Annotated in this window: 13 protein-coding genes; 9 read left to right on the forward strand and 4 right to left on the reverse strand. The window is 43.2% G+C overall.

What is annotated here, in order from left to right; translation table 11 throughout:
- Positions 1–44: 44 nt before the first annotated feature.
- The 3 genes from ACYTPF_RS15710 to pabB form a co-directional block, all read right to left on the reverse strand.
- On the reverse strand, positions 45–1,418 hold the full coding sequence (locus ACYTPF_RS15710) for an L-serine ammonia-lyase (protein WP_269917092.1): 1,374 nt from the start codon (positions 1,416–1,418) through the stop codon (positions 45–47).
- A gap of 153 nt (positions 1,419–1,571) precedes the next feature.
- The gene (locus ACYTPF_RS15715; RefSeq protein WP_461852868.1) at positions 1,572–2,144 is read right to left on the reverse strand and encodes a CoA pyrophosphatase; all 573 of its coding nucleotides are present in this window, start codon (positions 2,142–2,144) and stop codon (positions 1,572–1,574) included.
- A gap of 103 nt (positions 2,145–2,247) precedes the next feature.
- A complete protein-coding gene (gene pabB, locus ACYTPF_RS15720) occupies positions 2,248–3,684 on the reverse strand; it encodes an aminodeoxychorismate synthase component I (RefSeq protein ID WP_461852869.1) in 1,437 nt (478 codons plus the stop codon).
- Positions 3,685–3,951: 267 nt separating this feature from the next.
- Here pabB and ACYTPF_RS15725 point away from each other — a divergent pair, with 267 nt between their 5' ends.
- Together ACYTPF_RS15725 and rmuC are read left to right on the forward strand one after the other, a co-directional pair.
- Entirely contained in the window at positions 3,952–5,481 is a 1,530-nt protein-coding gene (locus tag ACYTPF_RS15725) for a fumarate hydratase (protein ID WP_461852870.1), read from the forward strand.
- A gap of 283 nt (positions 5,482–5,764) precedes the next feature.
- Complete coding sequence (gene rmuC, locus ACYTPF_RS15730; protein ID WP_461852871.1) at positions 5,765–7,054, forward strand: DNA recombination protein RmuC; 1,290 nt, start codon at positions 5,765–5,767, stop codon at positions 7,052–7,054.
- Positions 7,055–7,096: 42 nt separating this feature from the next.
- Here rmuC and ACYTPF_RS15735 read toward each other — a convergent pair whose 3' ends face one another.
- Complete coding sequence (locus ACYTPF_RS15735; RefSeq protein ID WP_461852872.1) at positions 7,097–11,116, reverse strand: rhombosortase-dependent M36 family metallopeptidase; 4,020 nt, start codon at positions 11,114–11,116, stop codon at positions 7,097–7,099.
- Between the two features lie 263 nt (positions 11,117–11,379).
- Between ACYTPF_RS15735 and ACYTPF_RS15740 the strand changes: the two genes are divergently transcribed.
- From ACYTPF_RS15740 to tesB, 7 genes are all read left to right on the forward strand, one after another.
- Positions 11,380–11,925: a hypothetical protein gene (locus ACYTPF_RS15740; RefSeq protein ID WP_461852873.1), complete on the forward strand. Its 546-nt coding sequence runs from the start codon at positions 11,380–11,382 to the stop codon at positions 11,923–11,925.
- Positions 11,926–12,192: 267 nt separating this feature from the next.
- The gene (locus ACYTPF_RS15745) at positions 12,193–13,380 is read left to right on the forward strand and encodes a thiamine pyrophosphate-dependent dehydrogenase E1 component subunit alpha (RefSeq protein WP_461852874.1); all 1,188 of its coding nucleotides are present in this window, start codon (positions 12,193–12,195) and stop codon (positions 13,378–13,380) included.
- Positions 13,380–14,357: an alpha-ketoacid dehydrogenase subunit beta gene (locus ACYTPF_RS15750; RefSeq protein ID WP_461852875.1), complete on the forward strand. Its 978-nt coding sequence runs from the start codon at positions 13,380–13,382 to the stop codon at positions 14,355–14,357. The genes ACYTPF_RS15745 and ACYTPF_RS15750 overlap by 1 nt, the downstream gene beginning before the upstream one ends.
- A 16-nt stretch (positions 14,358–14,373) precedes the next feature.
- The gene (locus tag ACYTPF_RS15755) at positions 14,374–16,080 is read left to right on the forward strand and encodes a dihydrolipoyllysine-residue acetyltransferase (RefSeq protein ID WP_461852876.1); all 1,707 of its coding nucleotides are present in this window, start codon (positions 14,374–14,376) and stop codon (positions 16,078–16,080) included.
- A gap of 144 nt (positions 16,081–16,224) precedes the next feature.
- Positions 16,225–17,142, forward strand: a complete 918-nt coding sequence (locus ACYTPF_RS15760) for a 23S rRNA (adenine(2030)-N(6))-methyltransferase RlmJ (protein ID WP_461852877.1) — start codon at positions 16,225–16,227, stop codon at positions 17,140–17,142.
- A 109-nt stretch (positions 17,143–17,251) separates the two neighbouring features.
- Complete coding sequence (locus ACYTPF_RS15765) at positions 17,252–19,135, forward strand: protein kinase domain-containing protein (RefSeq protein ID WP_461852878.1); 1,884 nt, start codon at positions 17,252–17,254, stop codon at positions 19,133–19,135.
- The gene (tesB, locus tag ACYTPF_RS15770; protein ID WP_461852879.1) at positions 19,122–19,982 is read left to right on the forward strand and encodes an acyl-CoA thioesterase II; all 861 of its coding nucleotides are present in this window, start codon (positions 19,122–19,124) and stop codon (positions 19,980–19,982) included. Before ACYTPF_RS15765 ends, tesB begins: the two co-directional genes overlap by 14 nt.
- Positions 19,983–19,993: the final 11 nt, after the last annotated feature.

Consider the following 19,993-nt stretch of genomic DNA (forward strand, 5'->3'; position numbering starts at 1 on the left):
GCTGTCGCCCCTTTTTTTAGTTTTTGTTTATAGTGCGCTTACAGTTAACACTCAATGATATTTACCGCGAGACCGCCTCGTGCTGTTTCTTTATATTTTGTTTTCATATCGTTACCTGTGTCTCGCATCGTCTTAATAACTTTATCTAACGACACTTTTTGTTCACCCGTACCGCGTAGCGCAAGGCGAGAAGCATTTATTGCTTTTATTGCACCCATAGCATTACGCTCAATACATGGAACTTGCACCAGGCCACCTACAGGGTCACAGGTTAATCCAAGGTTGTGCTCCATGCCGATTTCAGCAGCATTTTCTACGGATGCCGCTGTCCCGCCCATTATTTCTGCAAGGGCGCCTGCAGCCATAGAGCATGCAACACCCACTTCTCCTTGGCAACCCACTTCAGCGCCGGAAATAGATGCGTTCTCTTTGTAAAGTATGCCAATAGCACCAGCGGTAAGAAGAAAGCGGCTTGCTACTTCTTCATCAACGGGTCGAATAAATTTATCTACGTATTGAAGTACGGCGGGGATAATACCTGCGGCACCATTTGTAGGCGCGGTGACAACACGCCCTCCCGCAGCATTTTCTTCGTTTACTGCCAAAGCAAAAAGGTTCACCCAATCCATAGTTTGCATAGGATCATTGGTATGCTCGGTTTGAAGGCGACGATAAAGCCCAGGTGCGCGACGCACTACCTTTAGGCCACCAGGCAGTATGCCTTCGCTCTCAATACCACGTTGAATACATGCTTTCATTACCAACCAAATATGATGTAACTGCTGTTTTACTTCATGTTTCGGCCTAAAAGTCGTTTCGTTACGCAGCATCAAAGAGCTAATACTTAAACCGTTGTTCTTACACAGAGCAAGTAATTCTTCAGCGGTTTTAAAAGGGAAGGGCACCGAAGCTTGAAGGCTGGCGGCATGGGCTTTAGTTGCGTCAAAATCTTCGTCTTTGATAATAAAGCCGCCACCTATGCTGTAATAGGTTTGCTCTCTAACCAATTCACTTTTCGAGTAGGCGTAAAACGTCAGTGCATTAGCATGTTTAGGCAGTGTCTTACGGCGATGAAATACAATCGCATTTTTATTGGGGAAATGGACTTGCTTCTGACCGTTGAGGCACAGTAGTTCGGAATTACGAATTTCCTCGAGTTTGCTGTCAATAGTGTCAACATCCACTACGTCGGGAATTTCGCCTAACAAACCTAGAATGACAGCTTTACCGGTACCGTGTCCGATGCCTGTTTGACCTAGTGACCCAAACAACTCAACTTTTACGCTATCAACTGAATCGAAAAGCGCAGTATCCTGCGCAAGTTCAGAAACGAACTCGGCACCGGCTTTCATCGGTCCTACTGTGTGCGAACTTGATGGGCCAATACCCACACTGAACATATCGAATACACTGATCATAAACATTCATAAATTAAAACTAAGTAATATTAAGATCATGCATGCGCTACGTAAAAAGCTCAATACAGAAATGCTAATAGAGAGATTAGTTTTGCTAATAGGCTGTAAAGTTTAATTTATAGCGCTTTAGACAAAGGCGTCTAATTTTTGTTATCAGGGGTGAATATGATGCGACAGGTTTCGCAGCATAGCTGCTGTTGCACCCCAAATCATACGGTGCTGCCAAGGAATAAAGTATATAGGAAAAGTTTTGTTATTGCGGTGAGTATTATGGACTAGGTGGTTCTTTCTATTTAACACATGAGCAAGCGGGACTTCGAAAGCGCTCTCTACTTCATTCTTATCGATAACTGGTGTGAAGTCTGGGTTTACAAAGCCCACAACAGGGGCTATTTCATAACCACTGATTGTTCTATATTTTGGCAGCATGCCAATAACATCTACGTGAGTAGACGGAAGGCCAACTTCTTCTTCTGCTTCGCGAAGCGCTGCGGCAAAAAAAGAATTGTCGGTTTCATCCACCGCTCCACCCGGAAAGCTTATTTGGCCGGGGTGATGTTTTAGGTGGTGAGCACGTTCTGTTAGCAGAAGCTGAAGCGAGTTGCCATAGTCTATCAAAGGTATCAGCACCGCCGCGGGCCGTCCTGTTTTCTTTAAAGGAAAGTCAGGCTCAGTGTGAGTCAGCCTTAAATGATGAAATTGTGATAGAAATTCGCTTTTCTTCATAGATACTATTTATTTATAAATCACAATCCAACGCAAGTTACAAATCAGGCCAGGTCAAAAGCCAGATAATTAGCTTGTCGTTAGAGCGCATAAGACTGTTCTGTTACTGGTTCATCATTGCTAGCACGGGCAGTATTTTTGATACCTTATCAAGTGTTTCTTGATATTCTTCACTTGGTACGGAATCTAGCACGATACCACCGCCTGCCCAGCAATGTAATCTATTATTCTCAGCTAACACCGTGCGTATACAGATACTTGAATCCATATCTTCTCGGTACCCCATATAAAACACGCTACCACAATATATATGGCGACGGTGAGGTTCTAGTTCATCAATCACTTCCATAGCGCGTATCTTAGGTGCACCGGTAATTGAACCGCCTGGGAAGGCAGATGCTAAAAGCGCCAAAGGCGACGACGCGTCGTTTAATTCGCCTGTTACGGTACTAACTAGGTGGTGCACGGCCTCATAACTTTCAAGTGCAAAGAGTGCGGGTACTTTTACTGTGTGGGGCTTGCAGTGTTTTGAAACATCGTTACGAAGCAAATCCACAATCATTAGGTTTTCGGCACGATCCTTTTCGGCGTTAAGCAAACTCTGTGCACTGGCTTCATCTTTTTCTACATCGTTAAAGCGAGGGCGAGTGCCCTTAATGGGCTTAGTTTCTACAACCTTGTTTTTTACGCGCAAAAAACGCTCGGGTGAGATAGACGCTATACAGCCTTGTGGAAGGTTGTAATAAGCAGAAAAGGGCGCTTGATTCTGATTACGTAACTCGCAATAAGCCTGCCACATGCTTCCTTCAAACGCCGCACTAAATCGCTGTGCCATATTTACTTGATAGCAGTCGCCTGCGTGAAGGTAAGCGCTAATTTTAGCTAAACATGTTTCGTAGGCGTCTTTCGACAGATTAGACTCAAAGGGCGATGTGAGCTTAAAAGTCTTAGATGTTGGTACTTGCTTTAACGACTTAAATACTTGTGACAACGAACGATTATCTGCGCTGCAAAAATAGATATATCCGGTTTGTGTGTCTTCAATAAGAGAATACAGATACAAGCCAACGGTGAAGTCAGGTGTACTGTAATCGTTTTGAGCCATACTGGGTAATGTTTCATAGAATCGACCGGTGTCATATCCAGCCATTCCTGCTACACCAACAATAAAAGGTAAATGGGAAGTGTCAAAAGTAGCCTTTAATTCGATAGATTCGACTTTGGCATGCAAATGCGCTTGTACCGCTTCGAAAGGCCGCATGTTAAGACTCTGGCGTGAAGTGGTGTGTAAATCGATTAGTTCTGTTTGTTCACCTTTCGCCTCAATAACAGCGGTAGGTGAAAAGGCCATCATATTAAACCGGCCATCGCTCTTAGAAGAGCCTGAAGTGTCGAATAAAATAGCGTAGGGCTGTGCAGATATTTGCTCAAATAATCTATTGAAAACTATAGTGTTATCGCAGTCTAGCGCAAATTCGTTGGCTAACTCCTGTTGGGTAAAACGGGTGACATGAACATTGATAGTATCTGCGTGTGGCATAGGTTTTTCTGTACTTCTTTTCATCTAGGCCGTCGAGTGCTTAAAAGCAAAAAAGAACGACCGCCAATTTGTAACTGACACTTGCGAACAAGTGTTTTTATTGTCGCTATTTCAACGCTTTCTAATGCGTATAACTAATATAGCGCGTAAAAATATTTGGAATTAGCCCCAAGCACATGGTTTTGCATGGTGCGATGTCTTTAGATGCGCTAGTATACGCTTTTTTAGCTAGCTAAGACCACGAAAGCCAAATAAAAAGAGGATGTCATGACCGTTATCCGTCAACAAGACTTCATTGACAGCATTGAAGATGCCCTGCAGTTTATTTCTTACTATCACCCACTCGACTATGTAAAGGCCGTAGAAGAAGCGTACAAAAAAGAGAAGAGCCAAGCCGCGAAAGATGCAATGGCCCAAATTCTTATCAACTCGCGTATGTCGGCCGAAGGAAAGCGCCCATTGTGTCAAGACACAGGGATTGTAACCTGCTTCGTTAAAGTGGGTATGGGCGTTACATGGGACAAAACTGACATGACCGTTCAAGAAATGGTTGATGAAGGTACACGCCGCGCTTATCTTAATCCTGACAACCCGCTTCGTGCATCTATCGTAGCTGACCCAGCTGGTGCGCGTAAAAACACGAAAGATAACACGCCATCTGTCGTTCACATCGACATGGTTGCGGGTGAAAAGATTGAAGTAATGATCGCAGCAAAAGGTGGCGGTTCAGAGAATAAATCTAAAATGGTTATGCTAAACCCTAGCGATGATATTGCTGATTGGGTTGTTAAAACCTTGCCTACAATGGGAGCGGGCTGGTGTCCTCCTGGTATGCTAGGAATAGGCATTGGCGGTACTGCTGAAAAAGCTGCAGTGCTTGCTAAAGAAAGCCTTATGGACCCAGTAGATATTCAAGAGCTTATTGAACGTGGCCCACAAACTACTGACGAAAAACTTCGCTTAGAAATTTTTGACCGAGTTAACAAACTGGGTATTGGCGCACAGGGCTTAGGCGGTTTGACGACCGTTGTTGACGTTAAAATTAAGTCTCTGCCTACTCATGCTGCATCTAAGCCAGTAGCAATGATCCCTAACTGTGCAGCTACACGTCACGCACACTTTTATCTAGATGGGTCAGGTCCAGCAGAACTTACGCCGCCTAAGCTTGAAGATTGGCCAGAAGTAACGTGGGAAGTGAGTGAAAACACCCGCCGCGTGAACCTTGATGAAGTGACCAAAGAAGACATTCAAGAGTGGAAAGTAGGCGAAACGGTATTACTATCAGGTAAAATGCTAACTGGCCGTGATGCCGCACATAAACGCATCCAAACTATGATGGAAAATGGTGAGGGCCTTCCAGAAGGCGTTGACCTAACTAATCGCTTTATCTATTACGTAGGTCCAGTTGACGCTGTAGGTGATGAAGTAGTGGGTCCAGCTGGCCCTACAACAGCTACCCGTATGGATAAGTTCACAGACATGATGCTTGAACAAACAGGCCTTATCGGCATGATTGGTAAAGCAGAGCGTGGCCCAGCAACGGTTGACTCCATTGCAAAACACAAAGCTGTGTATCTTATGGCAGTAGGTGGTGCAGCTTATCTGGTATCGAAAGCGATTAAGAATTCACGCGTTGTGGCATTTGAAGATTTAGGTATGGAAGCAATCTACGAGTTTGACGTAGAAGACATGCCGGTAACCGTAGCTGTAGACAGCACGGGTGCAAATGCACATAAGAATGGCCCAGCTATTTGGAAAGCAAAAATAGAAGAGCTTGACGCTTCACTTTCTAAATAGCGAGTGACGGTGAGGCTTTTGCAAAGCTTTTACAAATAACTTGGCTAACGCGAAAATCATCACGAAGTGAGATTATCTCGCTTACCAAAAAAAATGTAAAAGCTTCGATTGATTAAATGAAACGGGCGCGCAGTCGCCCGTTTTTTGTTTTTAATTGAGATTACATGACCTTGGATGAAAAACTAGCACTTACGTGATTTACCTGACTTAACCCTATACAAATTGGTATATTTTCATTATTTTGTTTATAGTGCTGTACAAAATAACAGTATGAATGTGCACTATGATTACCAACCTTATCTCAAGCGAACCCGTCGCTTTCTTAATTGCTTTTATTAGTGTTTGTCTATTGGCACTTTATTCTTTCATCCGCAGCCAAAATAACTCGGCGAAGCTTTCTCAATCTTCACAGTATTGTGACAAGTTGCAAAATGAGTTGAGCAGCGAGAGGGTGGCTAACGCAAAACTTCAGGCACAAAACGAGGCCCACCAAGCGAGAATTCAAGCGCTTCATACGGCGCACGAAGACAAGTTAGCGGCTATGAATGCCTCTGAACAACGGTTGCAAACCCAGTTTGAGAATTTAGCAAACCGTATTTTTGAAGAGAAACAACAGCACTACACCCAACAAACCAAACACAACATTGAGGCTGTGCTAGCTCCGTTTAAGAATGAATTAGATGGTTTTAAACGCCAAATTTCAGAGCAGCACATACGTGAAGGCCAAGAGCGAGCGTCACTTAAAACGGAAATATTAGGCTTAAAAGCTTTAAATCAAAAAATTACAGAAGAAGCAGCTGCACTCACCAATGCACTAAAAGGTGATAACAAGAAGCAGGGTAACTGGGGGGAAGTCGTTCTCGAACGCATACTTAAGGAATCTGGTTTACGGGAAGGACACGAATTCGAAACTCAAATGTCTGCGACATCTGAACAAGGCAAGCGTTTCCAGCCAGATGTGGTAGTGCATTTACCAAACGATAAAGACGTGATCATAGATTCAAAAGTGAGCCTTGCGGCTTATGAGCGCTATTTTAATTGTGATGACGAAGCGGAAAAAGCGCAGTTTTTAAGTCAGCATGTAGCTTCAATTAAAGGGCATATTAAAGGCCTTGGCGCAAAAGACTACCAGAATTTAAAAGGTTTAAAGACGTTAGACTACGTTTTACTATTCATCCCTATAGAACCTGCTTTTTTGATCGCTGTAGAAGAAGAGCCCGACTTGGTCACCATGGCGCTTAACCACAATATTATGCTGGTAAGTCCTACAAACTTACTTGTAGCGCTTAGAACAATTAATAATATTTGGCAATACGAGTACCAAAATCAAAATGCGCAGCTTATTGCTGAACAAGCCGCTAAGTTATACGACAAGTTTGTAGGTTTTGTTACTGATATGGAGAAAGTAGGAAAATCTATGGATACGGCTCACGCAAGCTATGAACAAGCAATGAATAAATTAACTAACGGGCGAGGGAATATCGTCAGACAGATTGAAAAGTTTCGTGAACTTGGGGTTCAGCCCAGTAAACGGATGTCACAGCACCTACAGCAACTTTCAAAAGACGATTAAAAAAGGCCGCGATTGCGGCCTTTTTTACATTTTAAGAAAACGTTATGAACGTTTCATGCGTCTACGTAGGTATACCGCTGGAGCAAGAAGTAATGCAATCCAGCCCATAGAGCCACCGCTTGAACCTCCGCTTGAAGGTTGAGGTTGTGGAGGAGAAACATTACTCACATTCACTGTAGTTTGCGCAGTAACTGAACCTTTACCGTCAGATACAGTCACTTCGAATTCAAGTGTAGCGTCAATTGAAATCGAAGGAGTGCTAAATGTGAGCGTTGCCGTGTCAGCGTTGGTTAATTCTACATCCTGCCCGGCTGTTTGAACCCATGAGTAAGATAGGGTATCACCGTTACGGTCACTTGCTACTGCTTCAATAGTTCCAGTTTCACCTTCCGTTACCTCAATAGTCTCTGGTACTACTATACGCGGTAGTGAATTGTCACAATCTGCTGTATCACCGGCAACGACTTCATTAAATACAGGACCTTCTATATTAGAAAATGTTACATTATCGATAAACCATCCAAAGTCGCTTACAGCTGAGTCTGAAGCCATACGGAATCGGAATTTAACGACGTTTCCGTTGAGAACTTCGTCAAACACTATTGACTCTGTATTTCCTGCAGTACTAAAGTCGGCAGCCAAATTACGACCGCTGAAGACTGCTCTACCACTTAGAGGTTGGTCAGCAATCTCACCAAGGACCTGATTATAGCCCCCGTTTGTAAATTGACCAAAGTTAGTGGCATCTTGCCATTCACCGCCGTTTATGCTGATTTCGACAACACCACCGTCATAGCCGCTTTCAATTAGATAAGCATGCCAGAAAGATATGGTGAAGTTACCATTGAAACCAATTTCAACAGTATCGGTTTCATATGCTACATCAGATATAAAGTCGTTGTTTCTGATCAGCATAGTTTGAGCACCCAAGTTAACGCTTGGATTCGTAGACTGGAAGAAATTTGTGTTTACCGTATCTACAACACGAGTTCCAACTGCAAGGCCATCACCATCTATAACATTTTCTACAAAGTCTTCAAAAAGAGAAACTGTTTCCATATCGCTGGTCGATGAACCACCGACAGGTGCTTTCTTGTCGAAGTCAAAGTTCACAGAAGCTGTTAGCGAAATAGGTTCAGGCTCGACAATGTCATCACCCTCAACTTGCTCAGGGAAACGAATCTCTAACTCAATTTCATCCGCTGTTCCAGCCCCTTCTAATGAGACTTCAATTCCATCAACTGTGGAGGAACTAAAAGGCGTCATATCGCCGAACACAACAACGCCATCGTTTTCAATTACAACATCATGATCGCTTACAACTACAATCTGTCCGGTTACTCCCGTTAACGACTCGCTCCCGCTATTATTTACAGTTACCGATAAAGTAGCTGTCTCGCCATTGTCAAGAATGCCATCAGCACTACAATAACCAACAGTTTCACCATCATAATTTGCATCTAGTGTGAATGATGCTGCTGTAAACGAGGCTAACTCTACTGCGTTAGATTCTACTACATTCATGAGATCAGCATCGAATCTGTCTGGAGAAATTGCTCCCAGGCCCATACCACGCTTCGCGAAAGCAGCAATCGATAATTCAAAATCTTCAGGGTTATTTGCGTAAACTGAGGCAAGAATTGCATCGCGAGCTTCGGTATAAGTTGGCGCAACAGGCGTCATCTTATAACCCTCTACGATATAGCGAGACATCCGGTCTCGACCTTCGTCAAAACCGTGCTCATTGACAAGTGCTACGTACATCTCCCAAAGAGTTACTGCCCAAATTTCACCAGCACCGTGAGGGGAAGCATTTGTCGTAGCAGGGAACCCATCTGGGGCTGCACCTGTAGAAATATGTTGGAAAGTGAACGGGTTAATTTCCATGTTTGTCGAATAAGGTGCGCGACGAATACCACGGAAAAAATCAGCTACAAAAGTTCCAACGCCATAGTTTGCCTGAAGCATGTCATTACCAGGAATGGCAAGGTCTTCTTCTTTAGTAACAAATAATAAGGCGTGTACGTCTGACCAACCTTCACCCATCGCACGTCCCTGGAAATTTATAAGACCGCTTGCGTTTCCGACTAGGCGATTTTGAATGTAGTGACCAAATTCGTGGGCAATAATTGCATTGTCAAAAGTTGAATCTTTAAGAGGGAAATTGCTAAACATTTCAACTTGAAGGTCAATGTTTGCGTCAACTTCAGCATAAACCTGACTACCTTCTTCGAAGTTGAGACCCATGCTAGGAATTGATACTAAAGGGTCAGTTCCTCCCATAGGAGCAGGTGTTCCATCATCAATATTGTTTACAATTAACGCTCCGATAGCACCAGCTTCTTGTGCGTTAATTACTTTTTCAGTAAAGGCACAACCGCCTCTATCAATTATTGCAATATTACCAGCTAGAGCGTCGCTATTGATTGCGGGCTCGCAACCATCTGTTTCGGAACCAGCTGTTAAATCGCCGTCAACCAAGCGTACGACACTACCTGAAACATCTGAATATTGTTGAGGCCCAAACGAAGCAATTTGACTTGACTCTAGTAAGCCTAAACCATCAACGTTAGTAACGACTGTTCCCCAGTCTTCGCCAACAGTCGCATCTTTATCGTTCCATAAATATTGCTGCATACGAGGGCTTGAACCGTCTGCTGGCGTTGCCATGTTAGCGTTGTTTAGTCCAGAATAATCCTGCGCTTGAAGCTCTAAAGGATCCCCTTCAAAACCGCCACGATCGTAGTTTGACAGTTGCGCATTCCCAGATGCTTCATCGAAACCATAATCATAATAGTAGTCGTGTAAGAAATTGGTCATGTAAAACAGGTTTACAATGGCAGCTTTTCTGTTGTTATAACTGTTTGCGCGCTCGTCATCACTAAGTACGTAGTCAAAGGTGTTTTGCGACGTTGTTTCAGCAGTAAAGTCACCATTATTGAAACCTTGCGGGGGAATTACGTCTGCGTAAGCAAACGCGTTGTTTCCGGATGTAATGGTCGCTCCTTCTTCCAACCATGGATCTTCTGTGCTTAGGCTTTCATAGTGAGAGAGAGTAACGAGAGATGCATCAAGAATCTCAGTTGGATCATTTCCCTCAGTAAGTTGGGGGATGACGTCGCCGTGAGGTCCTTGTAATGGGTAACCATTTTCCTTCGCGTAAGCCCGATATGTAAATTCTGTTGAATGTGCTACGAGGTTGTTTTTCAATAAAACTTTACCTGAATTAGCATCTACCACATAACCAAAGTACTCACTTTCCACACTGTTAACATCTGCAACAGACACTTCAACATAATATGCGGCGATCAAACCATTGTCGCTGTCAAAATATACTTTTTTAGCGCGAGGCTTACTATCAACGACAAGGTCGTTCGAAAACGACGTTGCGACAAAAGTTTCATACTTTTCATTTGCCGAATCAGCATCAAGACTCAAGTTGATGTCCCCAGCATTAAGGTCTTTGAACGCTAGAGAAACTGCGGTATTTGAATTACCAAAATCCATATTAGGTGCAATCTGACCTTCTGGTAGAAGATTCTGTGAAAAATAACCCGAGCCAGCAACTAATGAATACTCAGCGTTTAACATTACGCTGTATTCACGGTTGAATACTTCTACCCCCAAAATATTTTGTCGATATTTTGCAATGCGGCTACCTTTACCAAGGTCATGCATGTAAACGAGATTTGCACTATTGACTGTTGATTTTGTGCGATTGACACCTGTTAATGCAGATAGGTAGTAATCAGCAGCAAACTCTGCGCGTGCCTCAGGTTCTAAGGCTGAAAGACTAGGTGCAGATAAGTTTTTTGGGGCCCATACAAAGGTCGCCTTGCCCATTTCGCTATCAAACTGACTAGCAATGCCAGATACTGTTGGTCTTGCGGCCAATTCACGTTGGAAGTCAGCATCGTGGCTTGTTGCGTTAAACGATGACGCTTTTGAAACAGAACTGCTATTTGAAAGCTTTGTGTAATTAGTAGGGACGGCGTCCACGGCTGTGCTGGCAAGAACAGCAGCCACGGCAGCTGACACTGTGGTAAGTTTGAGATTTAACATGTTGTTTCCCTGGTATTTTTTTAAGTGACCTTATTATGGTCTTATATTTTGCTGTTAGCTCTTATCCAATAATACATCTGTCAAAACAAAGTTTTGCCCTACGCTTTTAACATCAGCAAAATGCGAATGTGATGAAAAAGAGCCAACTTAAAAAATAAGGTCTTACACTCAATAAAGGCAAGAAAAATTCTGCTTAATATCTAACTTTAATTGTAAAAAATTGTTTATATTTACTTCCTAAGTACCAAGAGGAAACAAAAACAGTGAACCTAAAATCAAAATTTAGTATATATATCAAAATGTTATCGATGCTAGTAACAAGCGTAGCGGTCATTGCGTGTAGTAGTGAAAACGAAAAGGCTGTTGTAATGAAAGAAATTGTGAGAGAAGGCGAGAGTAATAACAATGTTAAAGCAAAGGATATTACATATGAAAACAAAGTAGAGTCCGTTATTGACAGCAAAAATAAGCAATCAGTTTCTCTTAATATAAACGGGGAGAAATACAAACTACTGTCTCCTGATTTTAAAGCGGGAAGCAAAGTAAGAAATGTATTAACTAACGAGATTGGAACAGTGATGGGATCTTTTTATGTATCGATAGAAGAAAAGATGGAATTAAACAAACTTAACACTCGCTTCAAAATAAAGCCATTATCTAACGATACATTTGAATTTATCCCACTAGACAGAAAAGCTCATCTAATAGAAATTTATAGAGAATTAAAACTTACCCCTGAATTTTTGCATGTTGAAATGAATATCATGTTTTTAGGAAGTCATGACGGCGACACAAAAAAGCAGTATTAAGACGATATTTTAAGAATAGAGGAAGGTTACTTCCTCATTCCCGCCTGTTAACTAAGCAAGTCAGTTTTCACACACTGTTTACAGTGTTTACATCTCCTTCACGTGATTTAGGATATTTGTTTCGTATTGGCATGGAACGATAGGAGGTTTATACCTTAGTAATTCATAAAAGCCAATTAATGAAAATGACACTCCTGCTTCTCCTCAACTAGCATATTGTTATCACTATAAGTCGCTAGGAACCCTCATATTTAAAGGGAGAAAAACGTGAAAGACAGAAATCATTTGGCCGAAGTAAAAACAACAAATAAGGTCGAAATTATTACTAAAGGGGTTGTTGATATCCCAATGCTGCAGATCCTTTCTGCTGAAGGTGAACTCATTGAAAAAGCTGTTGAGCCTAACCTCAGCAAAGAGGAAGCATTAAAAATATTTAATACCATGCATTATATCCGCGTGTTGGACGAACGCATGGTAGGTGCACAACGTCAGGGGCGTATAAGTTTTTATCTTGCTAGTACAGGTGAAGAAGCCGCATCAGTAGCAAGTGCGGCTGCGTTATCAGATGATGACATGATTATGTCCCAATATCGTGAACAGGGCGCGCTGGCCTACCGTGGTTATACGACCGAGCAATTCATGAACCAAATGTTTAGCAACAAGGACGATCCGAACAAAGGTCGTCAAATGCCTATCCATTACGGTGATAAGCCACTTAACTTCATGACGATATCTTCTCCACTAGGCACACAAATCCCTCAAGCTTCAGGTTACGCTTACGGACAAAAAATGTCGGGTAAAGACGTGGTAACCATTTGCTACTTTGGTGAAGGTGCAGCTTCAGAGGGCGATTTCCATGCTGGCTTAAATATGGCGGCTGTACTGAATTGCCCAGTAATTTTCTTTTGCCGTAACAATGGTTACGCCATATCAACGCCCGCAGAGGAGCAATTTGCCGGAGATGGTATTGCTTCTCGCGGCTTAGGTTACGGTATCAAAACTATCCGCGTTGACGGTAATGATGTGTTAGCAATTTATGCTGCTACTAAAGAAGCCCGCAGAATCGCCATTGAAGAAAAGTGTCCAGTGCTCATTGAAGCCATGACGTACCGCTTAGCTGCTCACTCAACGTCAGACGATCCAACAGGCTATCGCTCTCGTGAAGAAGAAGACAAATGGCGTGCAAAAGACCCTATCGCCCGTATGGAAAAATGGCTAGAAAGCAAAGGGTGGTTTGACGCAGCTGAAAATCAAAAACGTGTTGATAAAGCAAGACAAGATGTATTAGCAGCAATGAAGAGTTGTGAGAAAACAGACGTATGTGCTATCGACGATATAGTAGAAGACGTTTACGACACAGCGCCATGGCACTTAAAAGAACAGCTTAACGAACTAAAAGCCCATATCAAGAAATACCCAAAGATGTACCCTAAAACCGCAGGGAGAGTGAAATAATGGCTAAGATGAACTTACTACAAGCAATTAATAATGCACTCATCACAGCCATGACCGAAGATAAGAAAGTAATGGTCTTTGGTGAAGACGTGGGTCACTTTGGGGGGGTATTTCGAGCAACGAGCCATCTTCAAGAAAAATTTGGTAAAGCTCGTTGCTTCAACACGCCACTCACTGAGCAAGGCATTATTGGCTTTGCCAATGGTTTAGCCTCGCAAGGCTCGGTTCCTGTTGCAGAAATCCAGTTCGGTGATTACATCTTTCCAGCTTTTGATCAAATAGTGAACGAAACAGCGAAGTGGCGTTATCGCTCAGGTGGACAGTTTGATGTAGGTACATTAACTATTCGCACTCCATACGGCGGTGGGATCGCAGGCGGACATTACCATAGCCAGTCACCTGAAGCGTTCTTTGCACATTGCCCAGGTCTTAAGATTGTTATCCCACGTGATCCGTACCAAGCAAAAGGTTTATTGCTTGCGTCAATTCGCGATAAAAATCCCGTATTGTTTATGGAGCCTAAGCGACTTTACCGTGCCTCCGTATCAGAAGTACCAGAAGAAGATTACGAACTCCCGTTAGGTAAGGCAGATATTGTTCAAGAAGGTAGCGATATCACCTTATTAGGGTGGGGCGCGCAAATAGAAATTCTGCAAAAAGCCGCAGAAATGGCTCTTGAAGATGGAGTGTCGTGTGAAATTATTGATTTACGCAGCATATTACCGTGGGACGTTGAAACGGTTATGCAATCTGTAATGAAAACAGGTCGCTTATTGATAAACCACGAAGCACCGCTGACGGGTGGCTTTGCGAGTGAAATTGCCGCGAGCATTCAAGAACGTTGTTTCTTATACCTTGAAGCGCCGATTGCAAGGGTGTGTGGTTTAGATACGCCGTATCCTTTGGCGCACGAAAAAGAATATATGCCAGATGAAACGAAAACGTACGAAGCCATAAAACGTACGCTTCACTATTAAGCCGGGGGACGATGAAATGACAATTGAATTTATCTTACCGGACATTGGTGAAGGTATAGTTGAGTGTGAACTTCTGGAATGGTTAGTTTCTGAAGGAGAACATATTGAAGAAGATCAACCTGTCGCGGAAGTAATGACCGACAAGGCTACCGTGCAAATTCCTGCTATGCATGCAGGTGTAGTTAATAAACTGCACTACGCGGTAGGCGATATTGCAAAGGTTCATGAACCACTATTTTCAATGGCGCCTGATGATGCGAACGATGCAAGTGCAAATAGCGACACAAGCACTAAGGCAAATACGCAGAGTCGAGAAGAAAACGATAGCGCTGAAGGACCTGAACACACAGCTGCCGCCAAAGGTGGTTTATCAGCTTCAGGTGATTCCAACGGCAAGCACATTGAAGACTTTATACTGCCAGATATTGGTGAAGGTATCGTTGAGTGTGAAATTGTGAAATGGAATGTGGCCGAGGGCGACGACATAGAAGAAGATCAAGCTGTTGTTGAAGTGATGACCGATAAAGCAGTGGTTGAAATTCCTGCCAAAAATGCGGGAACCGTGCATCGGCTTTACTACGCCCAAGGCGACATCGCAAAAGTGCATAGTGCTTTGTTCGCACTAGAAGTTATCGGCAATTCTGAAGTGACAAACAGCACATCTGACGATTCAGGTGACGCATCTAAAGCGACAAGCACGCTTTCATCAAATGCTTCACCACAAACCTCAGATGAAAACACACAACCGAAATTCAGTGATGGTGAGTTTGAGCCACCTTTTGTTATAGAAGGTAAAGTGCTTGCGAGCCCTGCGGTAAGACGTGTTGCTAGAGAAAAGAATATCGACCTATCTACGGTTAAAGGAACTGGTAAAAAAGGGCGTATTCTTAAATCTGACGTAATGAATCTTCAACAAACAAATGTTGGTCTGCCGGCGCGACATACGTCAACTGCTTCGTCAAACGAGCCCACTGCACAAAAAGGCAATAGAAATAGCGTAAATACTGCGGTTAAAGGCAGCGTTAAGACTGAAAAAGTGCGCGGTATACAGGCCGCTATGGCCAAGCAGATGTCCGCGTCGGTCTACACAATTCCTCACTTCACTGTAAGCGACGAGTTGGGGATGGACAACCTAATGGCGTTACGTAACTTGCTTAAGCCTGAGTTTGAGGCGAGAAATGTTAAACTAAGCTTTATGCCGTTTTTCGTTAAAGCAATGTCGTTGGCACTTACCGAGTTCCCTGTAATTAACAGTCAATTCAATGACGATGCCACTGAGATTAGCTACTATTCTGATCACAATATTGGCTTTGCGGTAGATTCCAAAATTGGGCTTCTTGTGCCTAATATTAAAAGGGTACAAGAACTTTCACTACTGGATATTGCCGTTCAAATGCAAGATATTATCGAGCAAGCAAGGGCAGGGCGTGTAGCCGGCGAGCATTTAAAAGGCGGTACTATCAGTATCTCAAACATTGGTGCTATCGGCGGTATCACTGCTACGCCGGTAATCAACAAGCCGGAAGCCGCTATTGTGGCGTTAGGTAAAACTCAAAAGCTTCCTCGCTTTGACGATGAGGGTAATGTTAGCGCACAACATATCATGGCAGTTAATTGGTCGGGTGATCATCGAATTATTGATGGTGCAACTATGGTGCGCTTCAATAATTTATGGATGAGTTATCTTACACAGCCAGAAAAAATGCTAATGCACCTTAAATGATTTATTTAGTGCATTTTGATATGCCGTAGCGAAATAGTAAGGAGGCCAATATCAACGTATTGGCCTTTTTTGTTTTGTGTACCTCATCGCGGGATGGCGTTATTATAGCTACCTATAAACAAACATAAATTTTACTGAGGTTTTGTGCTTAGTTATCAACACGCCTTTCATGCTGGCAATCACGCCGACGTCATCAAACATCTCTGTTGGATTGGTGTTATCAACGCCTTAAAAAGGAAAGATAAGCCCTTTACGCTTTTTGATACGCATGCCGGTGCTGGCACATACGATTTGACCGACGACCTATCGTCAAAGAACAAAGAGTACGAATCAGGTATTTCCCGTCTTTTTGAGCAAGGTGATGGAACTGCAGCTCCAGATAACCTGGCTCCAAAAAACAAGAGCACGGAAAATTTGCCAAGCTTACTCAATGACTACCTGTCATTATGTGAACCTTTCTTAGCGCAACAGCAATATCCAGGCTCTCCTGCAATAAGCGCTAAGGCTAAACGCGGCATTGATACTTTACATTTGATGGAGCTTCATCCTGGCGAGTTTCAAAAATTAGAGAAAAACGTGTCGCGGCTTCGAACCGGACATAGCCACACACACAAACGAGATGGCTACGAAGGGCTTCGAGCACTCACGCCGCCAAAGCCTAATCGCGGTGCTGTTTTAATTGACCCTCCATACGAGAGAGTGAATGAGTATAGCGACCTTGTTAAAGGCGTTGAACAGGTGTTGAAACGTTGGCAGCAGGCGCAAATTGTCGTGTGGTACCCACTGCTATCAGGAAGGGCGGGAGCTAAAAGCGGTGCAAGTGAAGCAATGTGCAACAAGCTCGCAGAGCTTGGCAGACCCTGCTTTAAAGCTGAGATATGTGTTGCAGAAAATACGTCTGACGCAGGCATGTATGGTTCTGGTGTATTTGTACTAAATCCCCCATGGCGGCTAGATACGAACCTAGACAGTGCATTAACAAGCGTTGTTGACATGCTAGGTGAAAATGAAACAGGTTTTCACGCCACCGCGCATGTTACTTGGGTAAATAACGATACCTAATTAACTGTATTGACGGTCAATTAGGGACTAAATACGGTAGGCGCTTTGTTTATTATCTTGTTACCGCATAAAAGGCATAAGAATAATTCCATAACCGTGAAACAATGAAATGTCTCAGCTCAAAGGCTTAAAACACTTTTACATACCAGACGAACAGTCGATTTACTTGCTATCCCATGCGGATGCAAAAAAATTGAAAGACTGGGTAAATCTCTGTATGTCTCAACTTGCAGGGTTAGGGTATAGCGATATTGAGCTTTTAGGAAAAGGCGCATTTGGTTTTGCATTTGCAGGGAATGCGCCAAGTGGAGAATCACGAGTATTTAAGTTCTCGCGTATAACCTTGCCGCAGCATGTCCAAGACCGCTTAGAAGAAGAAGCTTTTATGCTTTCTCACGTTAACCACAAGTTTGTGCCGCGTTTTATTGAATATCAGCAGATACGTAAGCAATCAATCTTAGTTATGGGCAGAGCGCCTGGTGAAGATTTAGAAAAAGTAAGCTTGAAAACAGGCCCTTTACCTCCCCGAATTATCGTGAAAATAGCCGTTCAAGTGGGCGAGCTTTTGTCGAGTTTCCGCCAATACAGCGAGAATGGCGAAACTAAGCCTATTGTCCACGGCGATATTAAACCCTCAAATCTGGTCTGGGATGCCACTCATGAATCCATAGGCTTAATAGACTGGGGGTCTTCCGTCTTCGCTCAGACCGACATTGCTGGGCAATATGTGGGTAACAACGTCATGGATTTGATGTCCGGCGAACTTCATCAGACGAACGCACGGCTGGGCGATGTTTACTTTATTGGCGAAGAACAATTAAATGGGGCGCTTTCCAGCCCGCGTTTTGATGAGCAGGGTTTAGCTAGCACCCTATACGCACTAGCATCTGGGCAATCTTGTCGCTATGGCAGTAAAGTTATTACGCCATCATCCCTTGGTTTACCCAAAATGCTTGCCAATATTCTGGAGTATATGTTGAGTGATGACCCTGTTAAGAGAAGACAGGGTGGCGATTATTTGTTTAACCACCTTCATGTTTTAAAAAACATGGTTTTCACCCAAGACAAACAGACGCAATACACCCCCTTAATACCCACTTGGCTCACCCATACTCTTAATGCTGATATAGAAACCGTCGTTTATAGTTCGCGCAAGTCTTATTTACGCCAACAGGCGCTGCTATCTGATTCTTTAGATGATAGAGACGTAGAAGAGTTACGCTACATAGACGACGCGCAATTTGACCGCTATTACAAAAACTACCTGCAAGGTATGGGTGATACTGAGAAAGCCTTTGTGTCGGCGATTAGCCGATTGGGCCGCTACCCAGTAGTAGGTGGTATGGCGGTGCGTTGGGAGCCAGAGGGTATTTATGTAGATTCCAGCTTGAATTTGTATGATGAAACCCTCAAAACTGCCTTTGATTTAGCGGTAAATAACGTCATCAATTTAGCGAGAGCCATACACAAACCAGCGGTATTTAAATGCTGTATGTTTAATGCGAAGAATACGCTTCATATTGAACGCGACAGCGAAGATGAAGACTTTCTGCCTGGTAATGACCTTTCCATTCCTTATGAATTGTCACGTGTTTCTGCACACAAAGATGAAAGTCGAACTCACTCTTATTTTGAAGATGGCGACGACCCTGATGAACTACTAAAACTGCCGCAAGATATCATTGAAACTATTGTACAGTTAAACTCGATACACCACACTGGATGCATTATATTTGAAGCATTGCCTAAACACCTGAAGATACACAACTATTATACGTTGCTTGACCATAGCCAAGAGAAGCGCTTTAAAGCGTTATTGGCGCAACTAGTGCAACAAATCCCTAACATAAAAGGGCTAGGCATTTCAGGGTTTATGAAGTTACCCTATAAAGATACGCGCTTTTTTGAGCATAAAGCAAAATTGCCTGAAAAATATTATCCGCGAAACCCCAAAGCAGTTATTGAAGAGAACGTACAACATGTCCGAGATTAAACTATCATCACTATTTGAACTTGAAACAGTGGAAGCTGGCATCTATCGAGGTCAAAGCTGGGATTTAGGCTTTAGAGCTTTATTTGGCGGGCAAGTTTTGGGACAAGCTCTGGCAGCAGCCTATGAGACCGTATCACCAGACAGAGTGGCCCACTCATTTCATACTTATTTCCTATTACCAGGCGATGCTAAAAAACCGGTGGTATACGACGTGGAAATAGTAAGAGACGGAAGAAGTTTCTCAGCTCGTCGCATCAAAGCGATACAAGACGGCAGAAATATTTTCTATATGACAGCATCTTTCCAAGTGCCACAAGAAGGCATGGAGCATCAAAATTCGACCATGCCTAATGTTCCTGGACCTGAAGAAGTGCAATCTGACATAGAGTTTTACGAGGCGAATTTCAACAAAATAGCGCGCCCTATGCAGGAAGCGTTGAGCTACCACAAACCGGTTGATATTCGCACCGTAGATGCAGCTAATTCATATCACTCAGCTAAGCGTGAACCTACCCGCTATATTTGGTTAAAAGCAAGAGATACCATGGATGCACAACTTGCCGTACACCAAGCTGCACTTGCTTATGCGTCAGACTATCATTTTTTAAGTACATCATTACAACCGCATGGCGTTGCTGTAACTGATAAGTCACTTCGCATCGCAACCATTGATCATGCAATGTGGTTTCATCGCCCAATTAGCATGAATGAATGGATGTTATATGCAATGGAAAGCCCATTTAGCGGTGGATCTAGGGGCTTAGTTCGCGGTCAGATTTTTAATCAAAAGGGCGAACTTATTGCATCAACCATGCAAGAAGGGTTAATGAGAAAAGTAGACGAATAGGGAATAAGCGA

The sequence above is a fragment of the Alteromonas sp. HB246098 genome (assembly GCF_054890645.1).

Bases quoted from the DNA above. Each gene is read 5' to 3' on its own strand.
- ACYTPF_RS15710 (WP_269917092.1), bottom strand. From the start codon at position 1,418: ATGATCAGTGTATTCGATATGTTCAGTGTGGGTATTGGCCCATCAAGT.
- ACYTPF_RS15715 (WP_461852868.1), bottom strand. From the start codon at position 2,144: ATGAAGAAAAGCGAATTTCTATCACAATTTCATCATTTAAGGCTGACT.
- pabB (WP_461852869.1), bottom strand. From the start codon at position 3,684: ATGCCACACGCAGATACTATCAATGTTCATGTCACCCGTTTTACCCAA.
- ACYTPF_RS15725 (WP_461852870.1), top strand. From the start codon at position 3,952: ATGACCGTTATCCGTCAACAAGACTTCATTGACAGCATTGAAGATGCC.
- rmuC (WP_461852871.1), top strand. From the start codon at position 5,765: ATGATTACCAACCTTATCTCAAGCGAACCCGTCGCTTTCTTAATTGCT.
- ACYTPF_RS15735 (WP_461852872.1), bottom strand. From the start codon at position 11,116: ATGTTAAATCTCAAACTTACCACAGTGTCAGCTGCCGTGGCTGCTGTT.
- ACYTPF_RS15750 (WP_461852875.1), top strand. From the start codon at position 13,380: ATGGCTAAGATGAACTTACTACAAGCAATTAATAATGCACTCATCACA.
- ACYTPF_RS15755 (WP_461852876.1), top strand. From the start codon at position 14,374: ATGACAATTGAATTTATCTTACCGGACATTGGTGAAGGTATAGTTGAG.
- ACYTPF_RS15765 (WP_461852878.1), top strand. From the start codon at position 17,252: ATGTCTCAGCTCAAAGGCTTAAAACACTTTTACATACCAGACGAACAG.
- tesB (WP_461852879.1), top strand. From the start codon at position 19,122: ATGTCCGAGATTAAACTATCATCACTATTTGAACTTGAAACAGTGGAA.